Origin of the sequence: Xanthomonas arboricola pv. populi, assembly GCF_002939945.1 — a bacterium.
In the GTDB taxonomy this organism is placed as follows: domain Bacteria; phylum Pseudomonadota; class Gammaproteobacteria; order Xanthomonadales; family Xanthomonadaceae; genus Xanthomonas; species Xanthomonas arboricola_A.
In genome coordinates this window covers 276,759-299,493 of record NZ_MDEB01000006.1, presented here as the reverse complement: position 1 = coordinate 299,493, position 22,735 = coordinate 276,759, and the positions used below count along the sequence as shown (strand labels likewise).

Below are 22,735 nucleotides of genomic sequence, written 5' to 3'. Positions count from 1 at the left end.
CCGTGTAGCGAGCCGCCCATCATAGCCGGCTTTTCCGTTTCGTCAACACCCTCAAATCAAGGAATTTTCGAATCCTTTCGCTCTGGCTCCGCGTTTGCGGGCCGTTGCGTCGGGGGAGGCGAACTATAGGCCCAACCGGGGAGTTTGGGAAGGGGTTTGTGAAAAAAATTTCACGATTTTCCTCTCGTCTGCAGTGACACTTCCTATTAGGCCGCTGCAGCAAACCGCTGCTCCGGCTCGGGCGTTCTGGCGCCTCTATATAGATGTCACCGCAGAGCGTAAGTTGCCGCCACGCAGCAATCCTTCGGCAATTCAGGCGCTGACCAGCGCCACGCGGGCGAAATTACGTTTGCCCACCTGGATGACGCCTTCAAAGCCAGGCCCGAACTGGCGCGCCGGATCTTCGACCACTTCGCCATCGATCTTGACCGCTCGCTCCTTGAGCTTGCGCGTGGCTTCCGAATTACTCGGCGTCAGGCCGGCAGCGGTGAGCAGGCTTGCGATGCGCAGACCTTCGGCCGGTACAGCGACCTGCTGCAGCGGCAACAGGCTGGTGTCGCCCTGCCCTGTCACCACCGCGTGCCAGCCGGCGATGGCCTGCTCTGCGGTAGCAGCGTCGTGGAAACGCGCGGTGAGTTCGCGCGCCAGCCGCAGCTTGACCTCGCGCGGGTGCGGTTCACCCGAGGCGACCTGCGCCTTCAGGCGCGCTGCTTCGGCTACGCTGATGTCGAAAGACAGCAAATCGATCCAGCGCCAAGTCAACTCGTCGCCGATCTTCATGGTCTTGGTGACGATGTCGATGGCCGGCTCGTTGATGCCGATGTAGTTGCCCAGCGACTTGGACATCTTGGCCACCCCGTCCAGGCCTTCCAGCAGCGGCATGGTCAGCACGACCTGCGGGGCCTGGCCGTAGTGCTCCTGCAGGCCACGCCCCATCAACAGGTTGAATTTCTGGTCGGTACCGCCCAGTTCGACGTCCGCCTTCAACGCGACCGAGTCGTAGCCCTGGACCAGCGGATACAGGAACTCGTGGATGGCGATCGGCTGCTGCCCATTGAAGCGCTTGGCGAAGTCGTCGCGCTCGAGCATGCGCGCCACCGTGTGCTGCGCGGACAGCTTGATCATGTCCGCCGCGCTCATCTGGCCGAACCATTCGGAGTTGAAGCGCACCTCGGTGCGTTCGCGGTCCAGGATCTTGAAGACCTGCTCCTCATAGGTGCGCGCGTTGGCCAGCACATCGTCGCGGCTCAGCGGCTTGCGGGTGACGTTCTTGCCGCTCGGGTCGCCGATCATTCCGGTGAAGTCGCCGATCAGGAAGATCACCTGATGCCCCAGCTGCTGGAACTGCCGCATCTTGTTGAGCAGCACGGTGTGACCCAGATGCAGATCCGGCGCGGTGGGATCGAACCCGGCCTTGACGCGCAATGGCACGCCCGACTTCAGTCGCGCTTCGAGCTGATCGAGCTTGAGGATCTCGTCGGTACCGCGACCGATGAGTGCGAGGGATTCTTCGATAGTGGCCAACCACAGACTCCAGCGGCGTTTGCCGTCAACAACGTGAACGATGTTAAACGCGGGTTAATTCCGCGCCAAGTGAAAATGTTGAACAGGCTCAATGGTTTGACGCGCTGTTACAGGCTGTCTATGGTACCGGCGATTGGGCTCGCACTTCGAGCCAACGAGGAATTTGAACGATGCAGAACTCAGAGCACGGCCGTGCACGCAAACGGCGCTTTCAAGAACGCCTCCACGTCCTCCACGACACTGCCCTGCATCGCAAGCTCAAGGCGCATCTTCCGGCGGCATTCAACGACCAATGGACGCGCCGTCATTGGATCCACGCCAGCCTGTTCGCAACCATTGGTGCGCTGGTGGCCACGATTGTGCCGGGCTTCTCCAACGCCATCGATACGCCGCTGTCCAGCCATTCCACGCTGGCCTTGCCGCTGCCGCCGTTGGTACCGAGCCGCAAGCAGCTGGCGCCGAGCACCGATTGGGAAATTCTGCAGGTCAAATCGGGGCAGACGCTGAGTACCTTGTTCGGCGAATTGGGAATCCCGACCGCGGTGATGTACCAGGTACTGGCGCATCCAGGCACCAAGGAGGCGCTGACCAAGCTGCGTCCGGGCGCCGAGATCGCCTTCGACATGCCGACGCCGGGCGAGCTGCGCGCATTGCGCTTCGACCGCGACGACAGCCACCGCGTGGAGCTGCGCCTGCTGGGCGACAGCGTCCGCGAGAACGTCACCGAGCGGGCCACGACCACGCGCACGGTGGTGGCAAGCGGGGAAATCAGCAGCTCGCTGTACGCGTCTGCCGGCAAGTCGGGGCTGTCGCCGGCGGCGGTGGCGATCATGACCGACGAGATCTTCAAGTACGACATCGACTTCGACAAGGATCTGCAGCCGGGCGATCGCTTCAGCGTGGTGATGGACGAGACCTGGCGCGAAGGCGAGCGGATCAACACCGGCGACATCCTGGCGGCGACCTTTACCACCGGCGGCAAGACCTACACCGGTTTCCGCTTCGAGCGTGCCGGCAAACCGGCCGAGTATTTCGACCTCACCGGCCGGCCGTTGAAGAAGAGCTTCATCCGGATGCCGGTGGCCTACAGCCGCATCAGTTCGACCTTTGGCGCGCGCAAGCATCCGGTGCTGGGCACGATGCGCATGCACAAGGGCGTGGACTATGCCGCAGCCTCGGGCACGCCGATCATGGCCGCTGGCGACGCGCGGGTGGTGTTCGCCGGAACCCAGCGCGGCTACGGCAATGTGGTGATCCTGGACCACGGCAAGAACTTCAGCACGCTGTACGGGCACATGTCGCGCTTCGGCAAGATCAAGGCCGGCCAACGCATCAACCAGGGCACGGTGATCGGCTATGTCGGGATGACCGGCCTGGCGACCGGCCCGCATCTGCATTACGAATTCCGTGTCGCCGGCCAGCAGCGCAACCCGATGTCGGTGACCATGCCGCCGCCCGAGCCGTTGCAGGGCGCCGAGCTGGCCGCCTTCCGCGCGCAGACGGCGCCGGCGCTGGCGCGTATCGAAGGCATGGAGAAGGTGATCTACGCCGACGCCGGCAAGCCTGCCAGGGGCAAGCCGCGCGGTTGAGTCGGCGCGGCTGACTTCTCAGCCGCCGACTGGCAACTGCAGACCGGACGACTGCGCACCCGTTCGCGTGGGGTTTTAGCTCACGCGACGCCACAGACGGCGCCGGGTTGCTGCCAGCGACTAGTGGACCCCGTGGTGCCGACGCGACAGTCGGCGCCACGGGTGGAGCGCTTGCCTGGCGAGCGCATCGCCCATCGTTCCACCGCGCTGCGCGCAAGGCCGGTTGACTCTCCTGCGCCGGCTGCACAAGCTGCACGACCACTGTGCAACTGGCTCTGGCATGTCTGCTCCGGAACACCTGGAATCCCCGTTCTATCTGGGCCTGATGTCGGGCACCAGCGCCGACGGCATCGATGCTGCGCTGGTGCGCTTTACCGACGACGGGCAGCGACGCTGCGAACTGGTTGCCGGCACGACGGTGGCCTGGGAGCCGCAGCTGCGCGAGACGCTGGTGATGCTGGGCCAGGGCGCCGACATGATCGCCATCGATGCGCTTGGACACCTGGATGCGCAGGTAGGGCTGGCGTTTGCGGCCGCGGCCAATCAACTGATCCGCGACAGCGGCATCGCGCGTGGGCGCGTTCGCGCGATCGGCTCGCATGGGCAGACCATTCGGCATCGACCCCAGGCCGATCCGGCCTTCACCTGGCAGATCGGCGATGCCAGCCGGATTGCCGAGCACACCGGCATCACCACGGTGGCCGATTTCCGCCGTCGCGATGTGGCTGCCGGCGGTCAAGGCGCGCCGCTGATGCCGGCCTTCCACCTGGCCATGCTGGGCGCGGGCGATGAAGATCGTGCGGTGCTCAATCTGGGTGGCATCGGCAACCTGACGCTGATCCCGCGCGATGGGGCGGTGCTGGGCTTCGATACCGGCCCGGCCAACGCATTGCTGGACAGCTGGTGCCAGCAACATCGCGGCACGTCGTTCGATGCCGATGGTGCGTTTGCCGCCAGCGGGCGCGTCGATACGGCACTGCTGCAGGCGTTGTTGGCCGACCCGTGGTTTGCGCTGGCGCCGCCCAAGAGCACCGGACGCGAGCAGTTCCATCTGGACTGGGCGATGCAGGCGATGCGGTCAGTGGGAAACGTGGCGCTGTCCGCGGCCGATGTGCAGGCGACCCTGCTCGAACTGACCGCGGCCAGTGTCGCCGACGCGTTGCTGCGGCTACAGCCCGAGACCCGCCGGGTGCTGGTGTGCGGTGGCGGGGTGCGTAATCCGGTGTTGATGACACGACTGGCGGCGCGACTGCCGGGCGCGGTGGTGGAATCCAGCGCGCGGCATGGGCTGGATCCGGACTATCTGGAGGCAATGGGGTTCGCATGGTTGGCCGCGGAGCTGCTCGCAGGCCAGGCGGCCAATCTGCCGTCGGTGACCGGGGCAGCCGGGCCGCGGTTGCTGGGGGCGATCTATCCGGCGTAAGTGGCCCGGATCGGCTTGAGCTTGATGCCAATAACGTGGCTTCCTGATGATGCCCTGCCTCGCATTCTGCGACGCGACCAGCGCTCAATTGACCAGGAGTGGCGGTGACGTGCGCGGTTGAAGCCGGCGAATGCACAGGAGTCCGGGCCCTTCTCGGCAGCATGCAAGGGCTTGTGACCGAACCATCCGCATTCGCACAACATCCTCGCGCCGAGTGGATTCGCACGTCTGGCAGCGCTGGCTGACGGTTTGCAGCGCTACGGATTATTCCCCGCCGGCAGCGCCTTGAGCGCGGCAATCGCTTCGGCCAGGGCATCGGCTTCCGCGTGTTGCAGGCCACCGGTGACTTCGTATTCGCTTGCGAACAGGCCCTGTTCGAGCAGATGCATCACGGTCTGGTGCTGGGTCCAGCCGCGTGCGACGGAGATGCGACGAATCCTGTCCACCAGCAATGGAGCGATGTCCCGCAACACCAGATCGGTCATGCCTTTCCTCGTGCACTGCACTGCCCCGCCCGCATCATCGGCAACCTTGGCGGACGTTTCAATCCGGCCGCCGGTCATGCGCCAACAGGCGTGGCCACAGCCAGGCCAGCAATGCCAGGGTGGGAATCACGGTGAGGGCGCTGAAGATGAAGAAGGTGCTGTAAGACGTCGCCTCGACCACAAAGCCCGAAATCCCGCCGGCGAACTTGCCGGGCAGATTCGCCAGCGAGACCAGCAACGCATACTGGGTTGCGGTGAAGTTGCGGTCGGTCAGCGAGGACATGAAGGCCACCAGCACCGTGGCAGCGAAGCCTTGAAACAGGTTGTCGGCGCTGAGCGCGGCATAGAACGCCCACAGTTTACCGGGGTTATGCGCCATCAGCAGGAAGGCGAGATTGGACAGCGCCACGCCCAGGGCGGCGACCAGCAGCATGCGCCGGAAGCCGAACGCCGCCACTGCCGCGCCGCCGGCAAACGCGCCCACGATCCCCATCCAGACACCGAACAATTTGGAGACTGTGGCGATATCGGCCTTGGTAAAGCCCGAGTCCAGATAGAACGGCCCTGCCATCACGCCGATGACCTGATCGGGGAACTTGTACAAGCCCACGAACAGCAGCAGCACGATGCCCAGCGCCAGGCCATTGCTGGAAAAGAAACTGGAAATCGGCTGCCAAAATGCACCCGCGAAGTCGACGCGACGCACCACCGTGGCCTCGGGGCGGTCGGGCTCGCGGCACACCAAGGTGGTGGTGATCGGCAGCAGCATCAGTGCCGCCATGCCCACGTAGGCCCAGGTCCAGCCCAGGTACTCGGCCATGTACAGCGCACCCGCCCCGCCCAGGATCAGGCCGATGCGATAGCCCAGCGTGTAAGTCGCTGCCAGCGCGGCCTGCGCCGCATCCGGGGCGATTTCGATGCGGTAAGCATCCACGACCGAGTCCTGGGTGGCACCCCAGAACGAGGCAAACAAGACCCAGCCAATCAAGCCGGTCACGCTGAGGTCCGGGCGCGAATACGCCAGCGCGAACAAGCCGATGGTGACGCCGATCTGCGCCACCAGCAGCCAGGAACGCCGGCGCCCCAGAAATGCGGTGAGCGGGAAGGCATAGCGATCGATCAGTGGTGCCCACAGAAATTTGAGCAGATAGAAGAAGCTGGCCAGGCTGATCAGGCCGATGCTGCCCAGATCCAGGCCAACATCGCGCAACCGGGTCGACAGGGTCTGCGAGGCGATCAGCAGGAACGGCAGCCCACTGCCGAAACCGAGCAGCGCCATGGTCGCGGCCGATGGCGTGGCGAAGGCGTGCCGGATGCCGCGCCAGCCCTTGTAGGGAGGAGTCGGCTTGGTCATGCGCGTGGCCGCTGCAAGCGGAAGGCGACCGGCGCGGCCGAACGAATACGTCTTGTCGTCGCAGGAAGCGAGCTGCCACAGGCACACGGCGTGTCCCGGATCGTGTCCGCAGACCCGGCATCTGCGGTACCGGCGTGGCGCGATAGCGCGCCGATGCCCGATGTCGTCATCGGCGGCGTCAGGCCGCTCGAAGGCGAGCGAGGGCGACTAGCCATCACCCTGCCCTGCCAGCCACGATGCCGGCCGGCGATGTCGCCAGCCAGGTCCAGCGCGGTGCCGGCAAGACGCGCACGCTGCCTGTCATAAGGCACTGCCGGGTCCTGACTCACTCCGCGTAATCCACGATGTACGGCGCGTGGTCGGAGAAGCGCTGCTCGCGGTAGATGGAGCAGGCCTTCACCTTGTCGCGCAGGCCGGGGGTGACCAGTTGGTAGTCGATGCGCCAACCGACGTTGTTGGTGCGCGCCGCGCCGCGGTTGCTCCACCAGGTGTAGTCCTGGCCCTGGGGATGCAGCACGCGGTAGGTATCGACCCAGCCGCGGCCGCTGGCGGCGCTGGCGTCTTCCAGCGCATCGGCGCACAGGCCGTTGAGCCAGTCGCGCTCGGGCGGCAGGCAGCCGGAATTCTTCTGGTTGGACTTCCAGTTCTTGATGTCCAGCGCCGAGCGCACGATGTTCCAGTCGCCGCACAGCACGTACTGCCGGCCGCTGGCCAGCCACTGCTCCAGGATCGGCCGCAGCCATTCCATCACCTGGAACTTGTAGCCCTGACGCAACTCGCCCGAAGAGCCGGAAGGGATATAAAAGGACACCACGCTGAGGTTGCCGAAGCGCGCTTCGACATAGCGGCCTTCTTCGTCGAACTCGGGCCAGCCCAGCGCGGTGCGCACTTCATCGGGCGCGTGCCTGCTGTAGATGGCCACGCCGCTGTAGCCCTTCTTGGTGCTGGCGTCGCGGAACCAGGCCTTGTAGCCGGCGGGCAGGAACGTGGGACCGGCCAGCTGATGCTCCTGGGCCTTGGTCTCCTGCACGCACAGCACGTCGGCGTCCTGCTCGGCGAACCACTCGAAGAAACCCTTGCTGGCGGCCGAGCGCAGGCCGTTGGCGTTGAAACTGATGATGCGCATAAGGGCCGGGAAATGGGGAATTGGGAATGGGGAATCGTAAAGCCTACCCCAGGCGCATGCGGAAGGCTGCCGAGGCGCGATGCGTTTACCATTCCCGATTCCCTATTCCCCATTCCCGTCCAATGACCGACCACCGCACCCGTTTCCTGCAGCTGGCCCTGGGCGCCGATGCCCTGCGCTTTGGCGAGTTCACGCTCAAGTCCGGGCGGCTCAGTCCGTATTTCTTCAATGCCGGGCGCTTCGATTCGGGCGCCAAGACCGCGCAGCTGGCGCAGTGCTATGCCGATGCGATCGATACGGACGGGGTGGAGTTCGATCTGCTGTTCGGGCCAGCCTACAAGGGCATTCCGCTGGCGACCGCGCTGGCCTGCGCCTATGCCGGGCGCGGGCGCGATCTGCCGCTGGCGTTCAACCGCAAGGAAGCCAAGGACCATGGCGAGGGCGGCAGCCTGATCGGTGCGCCGCTTCAGGGGCGCAAGGTGTTGATCGTCGACGACGTGATCACCGCCGGTACCGCGATCCGCGAGGCGCTGGGCATCATCCGTGGCGCCGGCGGCATTCCGTCCGGGATCGTCGTGGCGCTGGACCGGCAGGAGATCGCCTCCGAGCAGGATCGCCGCTCGGCCGCGCAGGCGGTGGCGGCCGAGGCCGGCATCCCGGTGATCGCGGTGGCCAACCTGGGCGACCTGCTTGCTTTTGCGGCGGGAAACGCCGACCTTGTGGGCTTCCGGGAACCGCTGCTGGCCTATCGTGGCCGTTACGGCACCGACACCACAGGCTGACGGCAGGCGACAGGGGGCTGCGATGATGCCGAGACACACCCGTTTGGCGTTACTCGTCGCCGTTGCGGCGGCCGCTGTCGTCGTGCCTGCCATGGCGCAGGACAAGCCGGCCGAGAAGAAGCTGTATTGCTGGAACCAGAACGGTGCCCGGGTGTGCAGCGATACGCTGCCGCCTGAAGCAGTCAACCAGGCGCGCGACGAATTCAACGCCAGGAGCGGCCTGCGCAGCGCCGAGGTGCAGCGCGCCATGAGCGGCGACGAGCGGGCCGCCGCTGCGGCCAGCGAGCAGCAACGCCAGGCAGATCTGGCCGCCGAGCAGATGCGCCAGCGCACCGATCAGGCGATGTTGATGTCCTACCAGAGCGAGGACGACCTGCGCCGGGTGTTCAACGAGCGCATCGCCATCGTCGACAACAACATCCACACCGCGCGCTTCAATGTGACCAGCCTGCGCGAAGGGCTGGCCAGCATGCTGCGCAGCGCCGGCGACCGTGAACTGGCCGGCCAGGCGGTGGCCGACAAGCTGGCCGCCGACATCCAGCAACGCCATCGCGAACTGATGGCGCAATTGCGTCTGCAGACCAGCTTCGAGCAGCAACGGGTGGCGCTGGACGGCGAGATCGCCGACATCCTGCAGCGCTACCGGGCGATGAAGGAACCGCCCGCCGGCGCTGCGCCCACCGGCTGACCGGTGCAGCCGTCATTGCCGCCCGTGCAGCGCCCCGCGGCGGGCGGCATTTCCCGATCCGACGCCCTGCCCGCATAATGGCCGGTCTTACTCCCTGCCCACGAGGCTCTCCCGCATGGCCCGGATCATCGCCATTGCCAACCAGAAAGGCGGCGTCGGCAAGACCACGACCGCGGTCAATCTGGCGGCCGGCCTGGCGCGCGCGCCCAAGCGTGTGTTGCTGGTGGATCTGGACTCGCAGGGCAACGCCACCATGGGCAGCGGCATCGACAAGCGCGATGTGGCCGCCTCGACCTGCGACCTGTTGCTGGGCGAAAACACCGCCGCCGAGATCCGGGTCACCGCGCCGGAAGGCTTCGACCTGCTGCCGGGCAACATCGACCTGACCGCTGCCGAGATCCAGCTGATGGATCAGGGCGAGCGCGAACAACGGCTCAAGCGCGCACTGGCACCGATCCGCGACGAGTACGACTTCATCCTGATCGACTGCCCGCCGGCGTTGTCGCTGCTGACGCTCAATGCCTTGACCGCGGCCGATTCGATCATCGTGCCGATGCAGTGCGAGTACTACGCGCTGGAAGGACTGACCGCGCTGCTGGAAACCATCGAGGCGTTGCGCGCCAACCTCAATCCGGCACTGGAAATCGAAGGCGTGCTGCGCACGATGTTCGACATCCGCAACAACCTGGCCAATGCGGTGTCGGCCGAGCTGACCGAGCATTTCGGCGACAAGGTGTTCCGCACCATCGTGCCGCGCAACGTGCGCCTGGCCGAGGCGCCCAGCCATGGTCAGAGCATCGTCGGTTACGACCGCACCTCGCGCGGTGGCGTGGCCTACCTTGGGCTGGCCGGCGAAATCCTGCGCCGCCAGAACGACCGCAACAAGGCCTACCGGCCCGTGGAGACCGTCTGATGAACAAGCCGATCCCCGCAAAGAAGCGCGGTCTGGGCCGTGGCCTGGAAGCGCTGTTGGGACCGACCGCAGCGGCGCCGAGCGCAGCCAGCGAGGAAGCGTTGCAACCGGGCGACAGCTTGCGCCAGTTGCCGGTCACCCAGTTGCAGCCGGGCAAGTACCAGCCGCGCAAGGAGATGGACGAGGTCAAGCTGGCCGAGCTGGCGGAGTCGATCAAGGCGCAGGGGGTGATCCAGCCGATCGTGGCGCGCGAGCTGGCGCCGGGGCAATACGAGATCGTGGCCGGCGAACGTCGCTGGCGCGCCTCGCAGCTGGCCGGGCTGACCGACGTCCCGGTGGTGGTGCGCGAACTGGACGACCGCACCGTCATCGCGATGGCGCTGATCGAGAACATCCAGCGCGAAGACCTCAACCCGCTGGAAGAAGCGCAGGCGCTGCAGCGCTTGATCGACGAATTTTCGCTGACCCACGCCGAGGCCGCCGGTGCGGTGGGTCGTTCGCGTGCGTCGGTGTCCAACCTGCTGCGGCTGCTGGAATTGCCGGTGGCCATCCGCGTGCTGCTGGAAACCCGCCGTCTGGAAATGGGCCATGCGCGTGCGCTGCTCACCCTGGCGCCGGAGCTGGCCAGCAAGCTGGCGCAGGAAGCGGCCGACCAGGGTTGGTCGGTGCGCGAGGTCGAACACCGTGCGCAGCAGTTCGCCGCCGGCAAGGTGCCCGGCGCGCTGCGCAAGGGCAAGCCGGCCACCGCCGCGCCGCAGGCCGATATCGCCTCGCTGGAAACCGAACTGTCCGAATCGCTGGGCACCAAGGTGGTGTTCAACCACGGCCGCGGCGGCAAGGGCAAGCTGGTGATCCACTACACCGACCTGGACACGCTGGACGGCGTGCTCGAACGCCTGCGCGTGCAGCGCAGCTGAGTTCTCTGCGCACGCACCAGGAGCATCCCCGGCAATGAATCCCGCCAAGGTCGATCGCAAGCACCTGCTGCATCTGACCGACCTGCCGAACGTGGGGCCGGCCTGCGAAAAGGATCTGCAGCGGATCGGCATCCGCGTTGCCGCGCAATTGCGCGGTCGCGATGCCTACGACATGTATGCGCAGCTGTGCCTGCGGACCGGTGTGCTGCACGACCCGTGCGTGATCGACGTATTCCTGTCGATCACGCGCTTCATGCAAGGAGAGGCGCCGCAGCCGTGGTGGGCGTTCAGCGCCGAACGCAAGGCAACGCTGGCCAGCGAAGCACCGCTCAGGCTGGGGTGAGTGCGCGCACGCGATCAGGCGCTGCCATCAACAGGAGCAACCCATGAGCACTGAAGACGACCAGATCAGCCCGGGCGGCAGCACGATGATGCTGCACGCGCAGGAAAGGGAGTTCGCGCCGGCACACGGCGGCGACTGCATCGAGCGGATCAGCGCACACATCGAGCAGCATCTGGGACCGATCTCGGGCGTTCTGCACGAAATCGTCTCCGACGCCGTACATCTGGACGTGCATGTGGTGCCCGCCACCGAGGACGTCCCCTACCTGCGGCTGGTGACCTCGGGCATGAGCGACCTGCCGATGACCCTGCCCGAAGGGGTGGAAGCGCCGCAGTACATGGAGCTGATGCTGAGCCTGCCCGCCGATTGGCCGATGGACCAGCGCGACTTCGAAGACCCGCGCCACTACTGGCCGATCCGCCTGCTCAAGACCCTGGCCCGGCTGCCGCACAAGTTCGAGACCTGGCTGGGCTTCGGCCACACCATTCCCAATGGCCATCCGGCCGAACCCTACGCACCCGGCGTGCGCTTCGATGGCGCCATCGTGCTGCCGCCGGTGAGCACGCCTGAGGGATTTGCGCGCCTGGTCATCGATGCCGACAAGACCATCGTGTTCATGACGGTGGTGCCGCTGTACCCGGAGGAGATGGCGCTGAAACTGAAGGACGGCAGCGACGCGTTGCTGAATCGCTTCGATGCCAAGGGGATTGGGGACATCATTGCGCTTGATCGCGTCAACGTCGCCAAGAAGCGCTTCGGGCTGTTCTGAGCCCCGCTTGCCCGCTCGCCTGCTTTCGACATCTCCAGGACCATTGCAATGACCATTCTCGTCACCGGCGCCGCCGGTTTCATCGGGGCCTACACCTGCCGCGCGCTGGCTGCGCGCGGTGAGTCGGTGGTGGGCCTGGACAACTACAACAGCTACTACGACCCGCAGCTCAAGCGCGACCGGGTGGCGGCGTTGTGCCCGGGCATCGACATCCGCACGCTGGACCTGACCGACCGCGATGGCCTGGCCACGCTGTTCGATGAGATCCGGCCCACGCGCGTGGTGCATCTGGCCGCGCAGGCCGGGGTGCGTTACTCGCTGGAAAATCCGTCCGCCTACGTCGACAGCAACCTGGTCGGCTTCGTCAACATGCTCGAGCTGTGCCGGCACCGCGGCGTGCAGCACCTGGTGTATGCGTCGAGCAGTTCGGTCTACGGCGATTCGGCCACCCCGCCGTTTTCCGAAGACCAGCGCGTGGACCAGCCGCGCTCGCTGTATGCGGCGACCAAGGCCGCCAACGAGCTGATGGGCTATACCTATGCGCAGCTGTACGGCCTGCGCGCGACCGGGCTGCGGTTCTTCACCGTGTACGGGCCCTGGGGCCGGCCGGACATGGCGCCGCTGATCTTCAGCCGCGCGGTGCTGGCGGGGCGGCCGATCGAGGTGTTCAACCACGGCAGGATGCAGCGCGATTTCACCTTCGTCGACGACATCGTGGCCGGCGTGCTGGGCGCGCTGGACACGCCCGGCAACGAGCCGGTGCCGCACCGGGTGTTCAACCTGGGCAACCACACCCCGGTGGAACTGGAGTACTTCATCGACGTGATCGCCCAGGCCGCCGGGCGCCCGGCCGAGAAGGTCTACCGGCCGATGCAGCCGGGCGACATGATCCGTACCATGGCCGACACGCAGCGCGCGCAGGCCGCCTTCGGCTTCGAGCCGGCCACCCCGGTCGAGCGCGGCCTGCCGCAGGTGGTGGACTGGTGCCGCCGTTATTTCGGCGATCGTGCCTAGGGCGCGCGTTCGCTTCATGCCTGACTCAGACAGTCAGGGCACAATGCGCGATCTTTTTCGCTCAGCCTTCATCTGGCCACCACGAATCCATGAGCCAACCTCAGCTTTCCGTTGTCGTCCCGGTGTTCAACGAGCGCGATAACGTCGCCGCGCTGGTCGGCGAAATCGTCGCCGCCTTGCGCGGGCTGGTGGCGTTCGAGATCGTCTATGTCGACGACCACTCGCGCGACGACACCCTGGCGGTGCTGCAAAGCCTGAAGACCACCACGCCGGAACTGCGTGTACTGCATCACGTGACCCAGAGCGGCCAGAGCACGGCGGTGCGCAACGGCGTAAAGGCCGCGCGTGCGGGCTGGATCGCCACGCTCGATGGCGACGGCCAGAACGATCCTGCCGATATTCCCAAACTGTTGACCGCGCGCGCCAGTGCCGATGCGCAGGTGAAGCTGTTCGCCGGCTGGCGGGTCAACCGTCAGGATTCGGGGTCCAAGCGCTGGGCCAGCAAGTGGGCCAATGCGATCCGCTCGCGCATGCTGCACGACAACACCCCCGATACCGGCTGCGGCATCAAGCTGTTCGAACGCGAGGCGTTTCTGGACCTGCCCTACTTCGATCATATGCACCGCTATCTGCCGGCGTTGATGCAGCGCGCCGGCTGGCGCACGGTGAGCGTGCCGGTGCACCACCGCCATCGCACCGCCGGCGTGTCCAAGTACAACAACCTCAATCGCGCGCTGGTCGGCATCCGCGACCTGCGCGGCGTGGCCTGGTTGATCACCCGCAGCAGGCGTACCGTGGTGCAGGAGCGCTGATGGAACTGCATTGGCTGGACCAACCGTTGACCTGGCTGTACTGGACCGGGCTGCATGTCACCGGCTGGAAGCTGATCGGCTATGTGGGCGCACTGATGTTCGGCGGCCGCTGGCTGGTGCAGTTTGTCGCTTCCAAGCGCGCCGGCAAGCCGGTGATCCCGCGCATGTTCTGGTACATGAGCGTGGTCGGCAGCCTGATGACGCTGAGCTATTTCGTGTTCTCGGCCAAGCAGGATTCGGTGGGCGTGCTGCAGAACCTGTTCCCGGCGTTCACCGCGTTCTACAGCCTGTATCTGGATGTGAAGCATCGCGGGTGGAAGCGGGATCGGGCGATGCATTGAGCGGGGAATCGGGATTTGGGATTGGGGAATCGGAGTTCGCGGGTGCGGTTAACGGTGATTGGTGATTGGTGATTGGTGATCCAAGTCTCCAGGCTTTGAGGTGATGCCGGCAGCGTAACTGAGCCGATGGAGCACGCTGCATCGGCTCTTGCTTTGCGGTGGATAACGCCAGGCGCCCGATGGCTGGGGGGCAACGCGTTTTTCCGTACGTCGCGATGCGATGGTTACCGACCTGAAATGGGGTGCGTCGCCGCTGCTGCGACTGTTTGCTCATCGGCATGCTGTGCTTATGTCCAGCGCGCTCCTCCATCGTCCTTTGTCCGGGTCGGCGCCGATTGCGGCGCACTGGCATTTGCGGCTGCACACGCATCAGCAGGTGCCGTTGTTTGCCGACTGGCGTTGCGCGCGGGCGGCGGCGGCTAGTCTGGCGGCGGCCGGTCATTGGCAGGGTGCGCAGTTGCTGTGCTGGGTGCTGCTGCCCGACTGCTGGTGTGCGCTGCTGCAGGCACCGGGCAAGGCTGCACTGCTGCACATGGCTGCCGTTGCGCGGCAGGTCGCCGCCGGGGCGGTCAATCGCGCACGTGGCCGGGGCGGGACGGTGTGGCAGCCGCAGATGCAGGCGTCGGCGCTTGCGCCGCATGACGACCATCGACAGTTCGCGCGCGCGCTGGTGGCGTTGCCGTTACGCGCAGGGCTGGCCGCGCAGATCGGGGGATATCCGTACTGGGACGCGATCTGGCTGTTGCACGACAACGCCGGAGACGGCGCCGTGATTCCAGCGCCAGATGATCGCGCACGACAGGCAAGTCTGGGAGGCAGGTGACCGTGATCGCATGCGATCGTCCGGCTAGAGCAAGACGTACAGATGCGCGTCTTTGCCTGTCGGCTTTGACGGATATCTGTTCGGGCGAGGTCTGTTCGACCAAGGTCTGTCGTCGGTCGCCTATGCGTGTCACAGCGGCTGCGTACTACGGCAATCGCCTGCATCTGCCAGCGCCGAGCACGGTGTGATCGGCAACCGCGGTGTCACGACCTGCCCTGCCGTCATGCTGGCAGGGCAGGCGTCCCCGCATTTACCGGCCGCTCAAAATTCCAGCGGATGCTCCGGCAGCAGGGCCTGCAACTGGTTGCGGAACACCCCGCGGATCCGCTGCAATGCGGCTTCGGTGTCGGCCTCGAAGCGCAGCACCAGGACCGGGGTAGTGTTGGAGGCGCGCACCAGACCCCAGCCGTCGGCGAAGTCCGCACGCAGTCCGTCGATCGTCGACAGCCGCGCCGATTCGAACGGCGATTCCTCGCCGGCCTGCGCACGTTCGACAAAGCGCGCGACCAGTGCGTGCGCATCGCCGTCCACCGGCACCTTGATTTCCGGGGTGGACACACTTTCGGGCAAGGCATCCAACACCTCGGACGGGGTTTGCTCGCGCTGGGCCAGGATTTCCAGCAGGCGTGCGGCCGCATAGATGCCGTCGTCGAAGCCGTACCAGCGCTCCTTGAAGAAGAAGTGCCCGCTCATCTCGCCGGCCAGTTCGGCGTCGGTCTCGCGCATCTTGGCCTTGATCAGCGAGTGCCCGGTCTTCCACATCAACGGGCTGCCGCCATTGCGCAGCACGTAGTCGGACAGCTTGCCGGTGCACTTGACGTCGTAGATCACCAACGCGCCGGGATTGCGCTGCAGCACATCGGCGGCGAACAGCATCAGCAGACGGTCCGGGAACACCATGGCGCCTTGCTTGGTGACCACGCCCAGACGATCGGCATCGCCATCGAAGGCCACACCGATATCGGCATCGAAGCGCTGCACCATCTTCACCAGATCGTCGAGGTTGTGCGGCTCGCTCGGGTCGGGGTGATGGTTGGGGAAGGTGCCGTCGATCTCGCAGTACAGCGGGATGACCTCAGCGCCGATGGCTTCCAGCAGGCGCGGCGCGATATCGCCGGCCACGCCGTTGCCCGCATCCACCACGACCTTGATCGGGCGGTCCAGCTGCACGTCGTCGGCGATGCGCTGGATGTAGGCGTCGCTGATGTCGCGCTGTTCCACATCGCCAGGCGTTGCCGCGATGTGCAGGCGGCCTTCGTTGATGCGCTGGTGCAGTTCGACGATCGCCGCCCCGGACAGGGTTTCGCCACCGATCACGATCTTGAAACCGTTGTAGTCGGGCGGATTGTGGCTGCCGGTGACCGCCACGCAACTGCCGGCGCGCAGTTCGTAGGCGCCGAAGTACACCACCGGGGTGGGCGCCAGGCCGATGTCGATCACCTGGCAGCCGGCGCGGCGCAGGCCGTCGATCAGGCCGTTGGCCAGCTCCGGGCCCGACAGCCGCCCATCGCGGCCGACCACCACCTCGCGCAGGCCCTGCGCCTGCATCACGCTGCCGATGGCCTGGCCGATCAACGCGGCGACGCCGGGATTGAGGTCCTTGCCGACCACGCCACGGATGTCGTAGGCGCGGAACATCTCGGTGGCGACCTGCACGGCCGGCACCAGCGCCGGCGGCGCGGACGGCGCATCTGCGTCCAGCGCGCGCGCTTGGCTGGCGAGGCTGGCGTCGTGCTGCAGGCTCTGGCTGAAGGTGGGTTCGTCGGCGCTCGGCTCGCCGGCCACACGGCGACGCGGCAGGGCGACGCGGCCACGGCTGGCCAGCACCAGCAGCACGGCGATGACGAGCAGCAGCGCGGCCACGATCGCGCAGCCGACGGTGCCCAGACCCAGCGGGCCGTCATCGCGTTGCGGCACCGCAGCGGCCACGCGCAGGCCGCTGTTACCCAATGGCCTGGCCAGGGTCTCGGCGGCATCGGCCAGCGCCACATCGCCCTGCTGGGCGACGTTGTAGCTGCCCTGACGCAAGGCCAGATAGGCGCTGCCGGGCGCTGCGATCGCATCCAGCGGGCCGGTCAGACGCAACAACGGCAGGCGCGCGTACGCCACCGCCGGCTGCGCGCCCAGTCGCACCGCTGCCGCCACACCCAGACGGACCTGCTTGGCGTCGCGCACCACGTGCACCTGGGCACGCTCGGCCACTAATGCCGACTCGAGCAGGCTCATCCGCGCGTAACCGAAGTCCTTGGGATTGTCGTAGGCGGCGGTCAGGTCGCCAGGCAGGACCTGCACGTCCTCGGCGCCCTTGAAGCGCTCGCGGATGCTCGAGGCCGCCGCCAGCGCGTCGCCATTGGCCAACGCGGCGATGACCTGCGGCTGCTTGAGCACGGCGTCGAGCTGGCTGGCCTGCTGCGCCATGGCCTGGCTGACGTCATGCACGGCGCGGTCGCGCGCCTGTTCCAGGTCCTGCGCAATCGCATCCTGGCGCCATTGCGTGTAGCTGCTCCAGCCGAACCAGGCAGCCAGCAGCACTAACACCCCCCCCAACACCGGACCACTCGTACGCACGCTGGACATCGACTGCCTGCGCTCGTTCGCCTTGCTCATGTGACGTCCCCCGTCAGCGCACGCCGGTGTGGCCGAATCCACCCGCTCCCCGCGCGCTGTCGACGAAAGTATCCACCACTTGCAAGCCCACGCGCACGATCGGCAGGATCACCAGCTGTGCGATGCGGTCGCCCGGCTCGATGGTGAAGGCGGCGCGGCCGCGATTCCAGGTGCTGATCAGCAACGGCCCCTGGTAATCGGCGTCGATCAGCCCGGTGCCGTTGCCAAGCACGATGCCGTGGCGATGCCCCAGGCCCGAGCGCGGCAGGATCACCGCGCACAGCTGCGGGTCGGCCAGATGGATCGCGATGCCGCTGGGAATCAGCGCCGCATCGCCGGGTTCCAGCGTCATCGGCGCTTCCAGCGCGGCGCGCAGGTCCATGCCTGCGCTGGCGTCGGTGGCGTAGGCCGGCAGCGGCCACAGATCGCCGAAGCGCGGGTCGAGCAGCTTCACCTGCAAGGACTGGGTCGGGGTGCTCATGCCTGCAATCTCTCCGCGATCAGGGCCAACAGTTGGTCGGCCAATTCGGTCTTGCTGCTGCTGGGGAAGGCACGCTCGCCGCCCTGCCAGTAGGCGGTAGCGGCGTTGTTGTCGCTTTCGAAGCCGCCGCCTTCGATCCCCACCTGGTTGGCGATGATCAGGTCCAGCCGCTTGGCGGCCAGCTTGCCACGCGCGTAATGCTCCACGTCGTGCGTCTCGGCGGCAAAACCGACCACCAGCTTCAGCGCACCGGTCTGCGCGGCGACCTCGGCCAGGATGTCCGGGGTGCGCACCAGTTCCAGGGTCAGCGTCTCGCCGGTTTTCTTGATCTTCTGCGCAACCACCCGCTTGGGGGTGTAGTCGGCCACCGCGGCGGCGCCGATGTAGATGTCGGCCGGGAATGCGCCCAGCACCGCATCGCGCATCTGCGCAGCCGAGCGCACGTCGATCCGCCGCACGCCGGCCGGGGTGGCCTGGTGCACCGGGCCGCTGACCAATACCACGTCGGCGCCCTGGCTTGCGGCGGCGGCGGCCAGGGCATAGCCCATCTTGCCGCTGCTGCGGTTGCCGACGTAGCGCACCGGGTCCAGGTCCTCGAAGGTGGGGCCGGCGCTGATCACGATGCGCAGGCCGTCCAGTTGCGCGCTGCTGGGCACGAATGCCGGGGCGGCAGCGCCTTTGGAGCCGAGCGGCGCAGCGCGGCCGGCACCGCCGGCGAGGGCGGCAATGATCGCCGCCGGCTCGGCCAGCCGGCCGGGGCCGGACTCGCCTTCGGCCAGCGGGCCGTCATCGGGACCGACCACGCGTACGCCGCGTGCGGACAGGGTCGCCACATTCGCCTGCGTGGCCGGGTGCAGCCACATGCGGTGGTTCATCGCCGGGGCCACGGTCAGCGGCGCGGTGGTGGCCAGGCACAGCGTGCTGACCAGATCGTCGGCCAGGCCATGCGCCAGCCGCGCCAGCAGGTCGGCGGTGGCCGGGGCGACGACCACCTGATCGGCCCAGCGCGCCAGTTCGATATGTCCCATCGCCTGCTCGGCGGCGCTATCCCACAGCGTGGTGCGGGTGGGCTGCCCGGACAGGGCCTGGAAGCTGAGCGGGGTGACGAACTGCTGCGCGCCGCTGGTCATGGCGACCTGTACAAGTGCGCCGGCGTCGCGCAGGCGACGGACCAGTTCGAGCGATTTGTAAGCGGCAATGCCTCCGCCGACGCACAGCAGCAAGCGCTGTCCGTCCAGGGGGCGGGCCTGAGTGGAGCCGATCACGTCGGAGTCGTCCTACGGTTACAAGGACAACTAGATTAGCCGATGCCCTCGTCCGGCCTGATAGGCGTGAGCGATGAGCACCGGCAATCTCGCCATATGCACATTCACGACTGGCCCACTCACGAACGCCCGCGCGAGAAACTTCTGGCGCGCGGGGCGCCTGCCCTGTCCGATGCCGAGCTGCTGGCGATCTTTGTCGGCTCCGGCCTGCGCGGCCAGGACGCCGTCCAGACCGGGCGCGACCTGCTGCTTCGCCACGGCCCGCTGCGGGTGCTGCTGGACCTCACGGCGCCCGCGCTGGCGCGCCTGCCCGGCCTGGGTCCGGCCTCGGCCTGCAAGCTCAGTGCGGCGCTGGAACTGGCGCATCGCCACCTGCTGAGCGCACTGGAACGCGGCGATGCGCTAAGCGACCCGCCCAGCGTCGGTCGCTACTTTTCACAACGGCTGCGTCCGCGCCCCTACGAGGTGTTCGCGGTGCTGTACCTGGACACCCGCCATCACGCCATCGCCTTCGAGGAAGTGTTCACCGGCACCATCGACGGTGCCGACATCCATGCGCGCGAAGTAGTGCGGCGGGCGCTACTGCACAACGCCGCAGCGGTGATCGTCGGGCACAACCATCCGTCCGGCAACCCGGAACCGTCCGAGGCCGACCGCGCGGTCACCCGGCGTCTGCTGGATGCATTGGAGCTGGTGGATATCCGCCTGCTGGACCACTTCGTGATCGGCGACGGGCGACCGGTGTCGCTGGCCGAGCGCGGCTGGCTGGGATGAGCGCGCGGCGGCGACCTGAACCATCGGCCCGACCCCGGGGGGCGCGGTCGGGTAAAATCGCTGGTTTCGTTCCAAGCAGATCCCACGTGAAAGCCCAACTCCGCGCACTGATCGGCCAAGGCATCGAAGCCTTGCGCGCCAACGGCACCCTGCCTGCCGACACCCTGCCGCCGGATTTTGTGGTCGAGCGACCCAAGACGCGCGAGCACGGCGACTTCGCCACCAATGCCGCGATGCTGCTGGCCAAGCCTGCGCGCAGCAACCCGCGCGCGCTGGCCCAGGCGCTGGTCGCCGCATTGCCGGCCAGCGACGACGTGGCCAAGGTGGAGATCGCCGGCCCGGGCTTCATCAATTTCCACCTCGCCCCCACCGCCTACCAGCGCGAAGTGGCGCATGTGCTCAAGCAGGGCCACGACTACGGGCGCGGGCTGGCCGGCAACGGCCGCTCGGTGGGCGTGGAATACGTCTCGGCCAACCCGACCGGCCCGCTGCACGTCGGCCACGGCCGCGCCGCGGCGATCGGCGACAGCCTGGCGCGCGTGCTCGATGCCAACGGCTGGAACGTCAAGCGCGAGTTCTACTACAACGATGCCGGCGTGCAGATCGAGAACCTGGCCCTGTCGGTGCAGGCGCGCGCGCAAGGGCTCACCCCCGACAGCGACGGCTGGCCGGAGAACGGCTACCGCGGCGACTACATCGCCGATGTGGCCAACGCCTACCTGGCCGGCGACACTGTCGACCTGGAAGGCCATCTGGTCACCGGCGGCAAGGATCCTGCCGACTTCGACGCGATCCGCCGCTTCGCCGTGGCCTACCTGCGCAACGAGCAGAACCACGACCTGGCCGCGTTCCGCGTCGATTTCGATATCTATTTCCTCGAAAGCTCGCTGTACAAGGACGGCAAGGTCGAAGAGGCCGTGCAGAAGCTGATCGCCTCCGGCCATACCTACGAGGAAGGCGGCGCGTTGTGGTTGAAGTCCACCGACTTCGGCGACGACAAGGACCGGGTGATGCGCAAGTCCGACGGCACCTACACCTACTTCGTGCCGGACGTGGCCTACCACCTGACCAAGTGGCAGCGCGGCTACGAGCGTGCGATCACCGAGCTGGGGGCGGACCACCACGGCTCGCTGACGCGCGTGCGCGCCGGCCTGCAGGCGCTGGAACTGGGCATCCCGCAAGGCTGGCCAGAGTACGTGCTGCACCAGATGGTCACGGTGATGCGCGGCGGCGAGGAAGTGAAACTGTCCAAGCGTGCCGGCAGCTACGTCACCCTGCGCGACCTGATCGAAGAAACCAGCGCCGATGCGGTGCGCTGGTTCCTGATCGCGCGCAAGCCCGACTCGCAGCTCACCTTCGACATCGACCTGGCCCGTCAGCAGAGCAACGACAACCCGGTGTTCTATGTGCAGTACGCGCATGCGCGCGTGTGCAGCGTGCTGCGGCAGGCGCAGGAAAAAGGCTACAAGTACGAGCAGGCGCATGGATTGGCCGAGCTGGCGCGCCTGGACGACGAGCATTCGCTCAACGTCATGGTCGAGCTGTCGCGCTATGCGGAGGTGGTGGAAATCGCCGGCCAGACGCTGGAGCCGTACCAGATCGCGCAATACCTGCGTGAATTGGCGCACGCCTTCCACACGTGGTATCACAACACCAAACTGCTGGTGGACGATGCCGCAGAGCGCGACGCCAAGCTCACCCTCGCCGTCGCCACGCAACAGGTGCTCGCCAACGGCCTGGAACTGCTTGGCGTCAGCGCCCCAGAAAAGATGTAAGCCGGGCCGCATGGCCCGCAACGACGTGATTCGGAGAAGTGGTAGATGGCAGCACGACGCGGTAAGAGTCAGGCGCGACGCAACACCAGCAATGGCACCCCCGGTTGGGTGTGGTTGGTGGCGGGCGCTGCGATTGCGGCAGTGATCTTTCTGGCCGCGCCCAACCTGTTCAAGAAGGACGGCGACGGCTTCCTGCGTGTGGGCCCACGGGCGAACCCCGACGCGCAGCCCGAGCCGGTGGCCGATGCCGACGTGGATACGCCGGCCGAGCTTCCCAAGCCCAGTGCGCAAGCGCCCAAACCGCAAGCCAAGCCGGGCGATGCGCAAACCCAGTACGACTTCTATACCTTGCTGCCCGGCAAGGAAGTGCAGATGTCCGATGCCGAACTGGCAGCCAGTGCGCGCGCGGAAGAAGCCGCACGTGCGCGTGCGGCCCTGGAAGGCAAGCCGGTCGCGCCTGCACCCGGTGCGAGCGTGGCGGCAGCCACACCGGCCACCAGCGTGCCGGTGCCGTTGAACGAAACAGCTGCCAGCGCGCCGAAGCCATTGGCGGAGACCGCCCCGGCGCGTCCGGCCGCCACGCCGGCGCCGGCCAGCACTGCGGCGCTCACCACGCCAGCTGCAACTGCTGCGCCGAAGCCGGCTGCGGCAGCGGCAGCTACCACTCCGGTAGCCCCAGCTGCAGTGACAGACAACACCCGCTACATCCTGCAGGCCGGCTCGTTCGGCGCCTCCGGCGATGCCGAATCGACCAAGGCCAAGCTGGCGATGATGGGCCTGGCCGCACGCGTGGAATCTGCCGACATCAGCGGCAAAACCGTCTACCGCGTGCGCATGGGGCCGTACGGCAGCGCCAGCGAACTGGCCGAAGCCAAGCAGAAACTGACCGGCAGCGGCCTGCCCGCCATTGCGATCAAGGCGCAGTAGCCG

The 22,735-nt window shown here is 66.9% G+C and carries 22 protein-coding genes; 15 read left to right on the top strand and 7 right to left on the bottom strand.

Going from position 1 to position 22,735, the window contains the following annotated elements; genetic code table 11:
- Positions 1-312: 312 nt before the first annotated feature.
- Positions 313-1,524: a tyrosine--tRNA ligase gene (tyrS, locus tag XaplCFBP3123_RS16670; RefSeq protein ID WP_104535025.1), complete on the bottom strand. Its 1,212-nt coding sequence runs from the start codon at positions 1,522-1,524 to the stop codon at positions 313-315.
- Between the two features lie 170 nt (positions 1,525-1,694).
- Here tyrS and XaplCFBP3123_RS16665 point away from each other — a divergent pair, with 170 nt between their 5' ends.
- Both XaplCFBP3123_RS16665 and XaplCFBP3123_RS16660 read left to right on the top strand, forming a co-directional pair.
- Complete coding sequence (locus XaplCFBP3123_RS16665) at positions 1,695-3,113, top strand: M23 family metallopeptidase (protein WP_104535024.1); 1,419 nt, start codon at positions 1,695-1,697, stop codon at positions 3,111-3,113.
- A gap of 280 nt (positions 3,114-3,393) precedes the next feature.
- Positions 3,394-4,536: an anhydro-N-acetylmuramic acid kinase gene (locus XaplCFBP3123_RS16660; protein ID WP_104535050.1), complete on the top strand. Its 1,143-nt coding sequence runs from the start codon at positions 3,394-3,396 to the stop codon at positions 4,534-4,536.
- 257 nt (positions 4,537-4,793) lie between these two features.
- Here the strand turns inward: XaplCFBP3123_RS16660 and XaplCFBP3123_RS16655 are convergent, their stop codons facing one another.
- From XaplCFBP3123_RS16655 to XaplCFBP3123_RS16645, 3 genes are all read right to left on the bottom strand, one after another.
- Positions 4,794-5,021 carry a hypothetical protein gene (locus XaplCFBP3123_RS16655; RefSeq protein ID WP_104535023.1) on the bottom strand — a complete coding sequence of 76 codons (228 nt, stop codon included), beginning with the start codon at positions 5,019-5,021 and terminating at the stop codon, positions 4,794-4,796.
- A gap of 58 nt (positions 5,022-5,079) precedes the next feature.
- Complete coding sequence (locus tag XaplCFBP3123_RS16650; RefSeq protein ID WP_172453322.1) at positions 5,080-6,375, bottom strand: AmpG family muropeptide MFS transporter; 1,296 nt, start codon at positions 6,373-6,375, stop codon at positions 5,080-5,082.
- Positions 6,376-6,700: 325 nt separating this feature from the next.
- Positions 6,701-7,501 carry an exodeoxyribonuclease III gene (locus XaplCFBP3123_RS16645; protein WP_104535022.1) on the bottom strand — a complete coding sequence of 267 codons (801 nt, stop codon included), beginning with the start codon at positions 7,499-7,501 and terminating at the stop codon, positions 6,701-6,703.
- Positions 7,502-7,623: 122 nt separating this feature from the next.
- Between XaplCFBP3123_RS16645 and pyrE the strand changes: the two genes are divergently transcribed.
- The 10 genes from pyrE (at position 7,624) to XaplCFBP3123_RS16595 (ending at position 14,903) form a co-directional block, all read left to right on the top strand.
- On the top strand, positions 7,624-8,283 hold the full coding sequence (gene pyrE, locus XaplCFBP3123_RS16640) for an orotate phosphoribosyltransferase (RefSeq protein ID WP_104535021.1): 660 nt from the start codon (positions 7,624-7,626) through the stop codon (positions 8,281-8,283).
- 22 nt (positions 8,284-8,305) lie between these two features.
- Complete coding sequence (locus XaplCFBP3123_RS16635) at positions 8,306-8,971, top strand: hypothetical protein (protein WP_146091367.1); 666 nt, start codon at positions 8,306-8,308, stop codon at positions 8,969-8,971.
- A 115-nt stretch (positions 8,972-9,086) separates the two neighbouring features.
- Entirely contained in the window at positions 9,087-9,884 is a 798-nt protein-coding gene (locus tag XaplCFBP3123_RS16630) for a ParA family protein (RefSeq protein WP_104535019.1), read from the top strand.
- Positions 9,884-10,801, top strand: a complete 918-nt coding sequence (locus XaplCFBP3123_RS16625) for a ParB/RepB/Spo0J family partition protein (protein WP_104535018.1) — start codon at positions 9,884-9,886, stop codon at positions 10,799-10,801. The genes XaplCFBP3123_RS16630 and XaplCFBP3123_RS16625 overlap by 1 nt, the downstream gene beginning before the upstream one ends.
- Before the next feature lie 34 nt (positions 10,802-10,835).
- Positions 10,836-11,144 (top strand): helix-hairpin-helix domain-containing protein, encoded by a 309-nt coding sequence (locus tag XaplCFBP3123_RS16620; RefSeq protein WP_104535017.1) that lies wholly within the window; start codon positions 10,836-10,838, stop codon positions 11,142-11,144.
- Between the two features lie 43 nt (positions 11,145-11,187).
- Positions 11,188-11,913, top strand: a complete 726-nt coding sequence (locus tag XaplCFBP3123_RS16615; protein WP_104535016.1) for a suppressor of fused domain protein — start codon at positions 11,188-11,190, stop codon at positions 11,911-11,913.
- Positions 11,914-11,961: 48 nt separating this feature from the next.
- Positions 11,962-12,927, top strand: coding sequence for an NAD-dependent epimerase/dehydratase family protein (locus XaplCFBP3123_RS16610; protein WP_104535015.1), 966 nt, complete (start codon positions 11,962-11,964; stop codon positions 12,925-12,927).
- Between the two features lie 89 nt (positions 12,928-13,016).
- Positions 13,017-13,739, top strand: coding sequence for a glycosyltransferase family 2 protein (locus XaplCFBP3123_RS16605; protein ID WP_104535014.1), 723 nt, complete (start codon positions 13,017-13,019; stop codon positions 13,737-13,739).
- A complete protein-coding gene (locus XaplCFBP3123_RS16600; RefSeq protein ID WP_104535013.1) occupies positions 13,739-14,080 on the top strand; it encodes a lipid-A-disaccharide synthase N-terminal domain-containing protein in 342 nt (113 codons plus the stop codon). The genes XaplCFBP3123_RS16605 and XaplCFBP3123_RS16600 overlap by 1 nt, the downstream gene beginning before the upstream one ends.
- A gap of 289 nt (positions 14,081-14,369) precedes the next feature.
- Entirely contained in the window at positions 14,370-14,903 is a 534-nt protein-coding gene (locus XaplCFBP3123_RS16595; RefSeq protein WP_104535012.1) for a hypothetical protein, read from the top strand.
- Between the two features lie 261 nt (positions 14,904-15,164).
- On the opposite strand, the gene XaplCFBP3123_RS21535 is transcribed toward XaplCFBP3123_RS16595, so the two are convergent.
- From XaplCFBP3123_RS21535 to coaBC, 3 genes are read right to left on the bottom strand one after another with little or no spacing between them, the layout of a single operon-like run.
- Positions 15,165-17,510, bottom strand: a complete 2,346-nt coding sequence (locus tag XaplCFBP3123_RS21535; RefSeq protein ID WP_104535011.1) for a phosphomannomutase/phosphoglucomutase — start codon at positions 17,508-17,510, stop codon at positions 15,165-15,167.
- Between the two features lie 13 nt (positions 17,511-17,523).
- On the bottom strand, positions 17,524-17,991 hold the full coding sequence (gene dut / locus XaplCFBP3123_RS16585; RefSeq protein ID WP_104535010.1) for a dUTP diphosphatase: 468 nt from the start codon (positions 17,989-17,991) through the stop codon (positions 17,524-17,526).
- Entirely contained in the window at positions 17,988-19,256 is a 1,269-nt protein-coding gene (gene coaBC / locus XaplCFBP3123_RS16580; protein ID WP_104535009.1) for a bifunctional phosphopantothenoylcysteine decarboxylase/phosphopantothenate--cysteine ligase CoaBC, read from the bottom strand. The genes dut and coaBC overlap by 4 nt, the downstream gene beginning before the upstream one ends.
- Positions 19,257-19,352: 96 nt before the next feature.
- Between coaBC and radC the strand changes: the two genes are divergently transcribed.
- The 3 genes from radC to XaplCFBP3123_RS16565 all read left to right on the top strand — a co-directional run bounded on the left by radC (position 19,353) and on the right by XaplCFBP3123_RS16565 (position 22,732).
- Positions 19,353-20,030 (top strand): RadC family protein, encoded by a 678-nt coding sequence (gene radC / locus XaplCFBP3123_RS16575; protein WP_104535008.1) that lies wholly within the window; start codon positions 19,353-19,355, stop codon positions 20,028-20,030.
- 86 nt (positions 20,031-20,116) lie between these two features.
- Positions 20,117-21,805, top strand: a complete 1,689-nt coding sequence (gene argS / locus XaplCFBP3123_RS16570) for an arginine--tRNA ligase (RefSeq protein ID WP_104535007.1) — start codon at positions 20,117-20,119, stop codon at positions 21,803-21,805.
- Positions 21,806-21,850: 45 nt separating this feature from the next.
- Positions 21,851-22,732: an SPOR domain-containing protein gene (locus XaplCFBP3123_RS16565; protein ID WP_104535006.1), complete on the top strand. Its 882-nt coding sequence runs from the start codon at positions 21,851-21,853 to the stop codon at positions 22,730-22,732.
- Positions 22,733-22,735 lie beyond the last annotated feature (3 nt).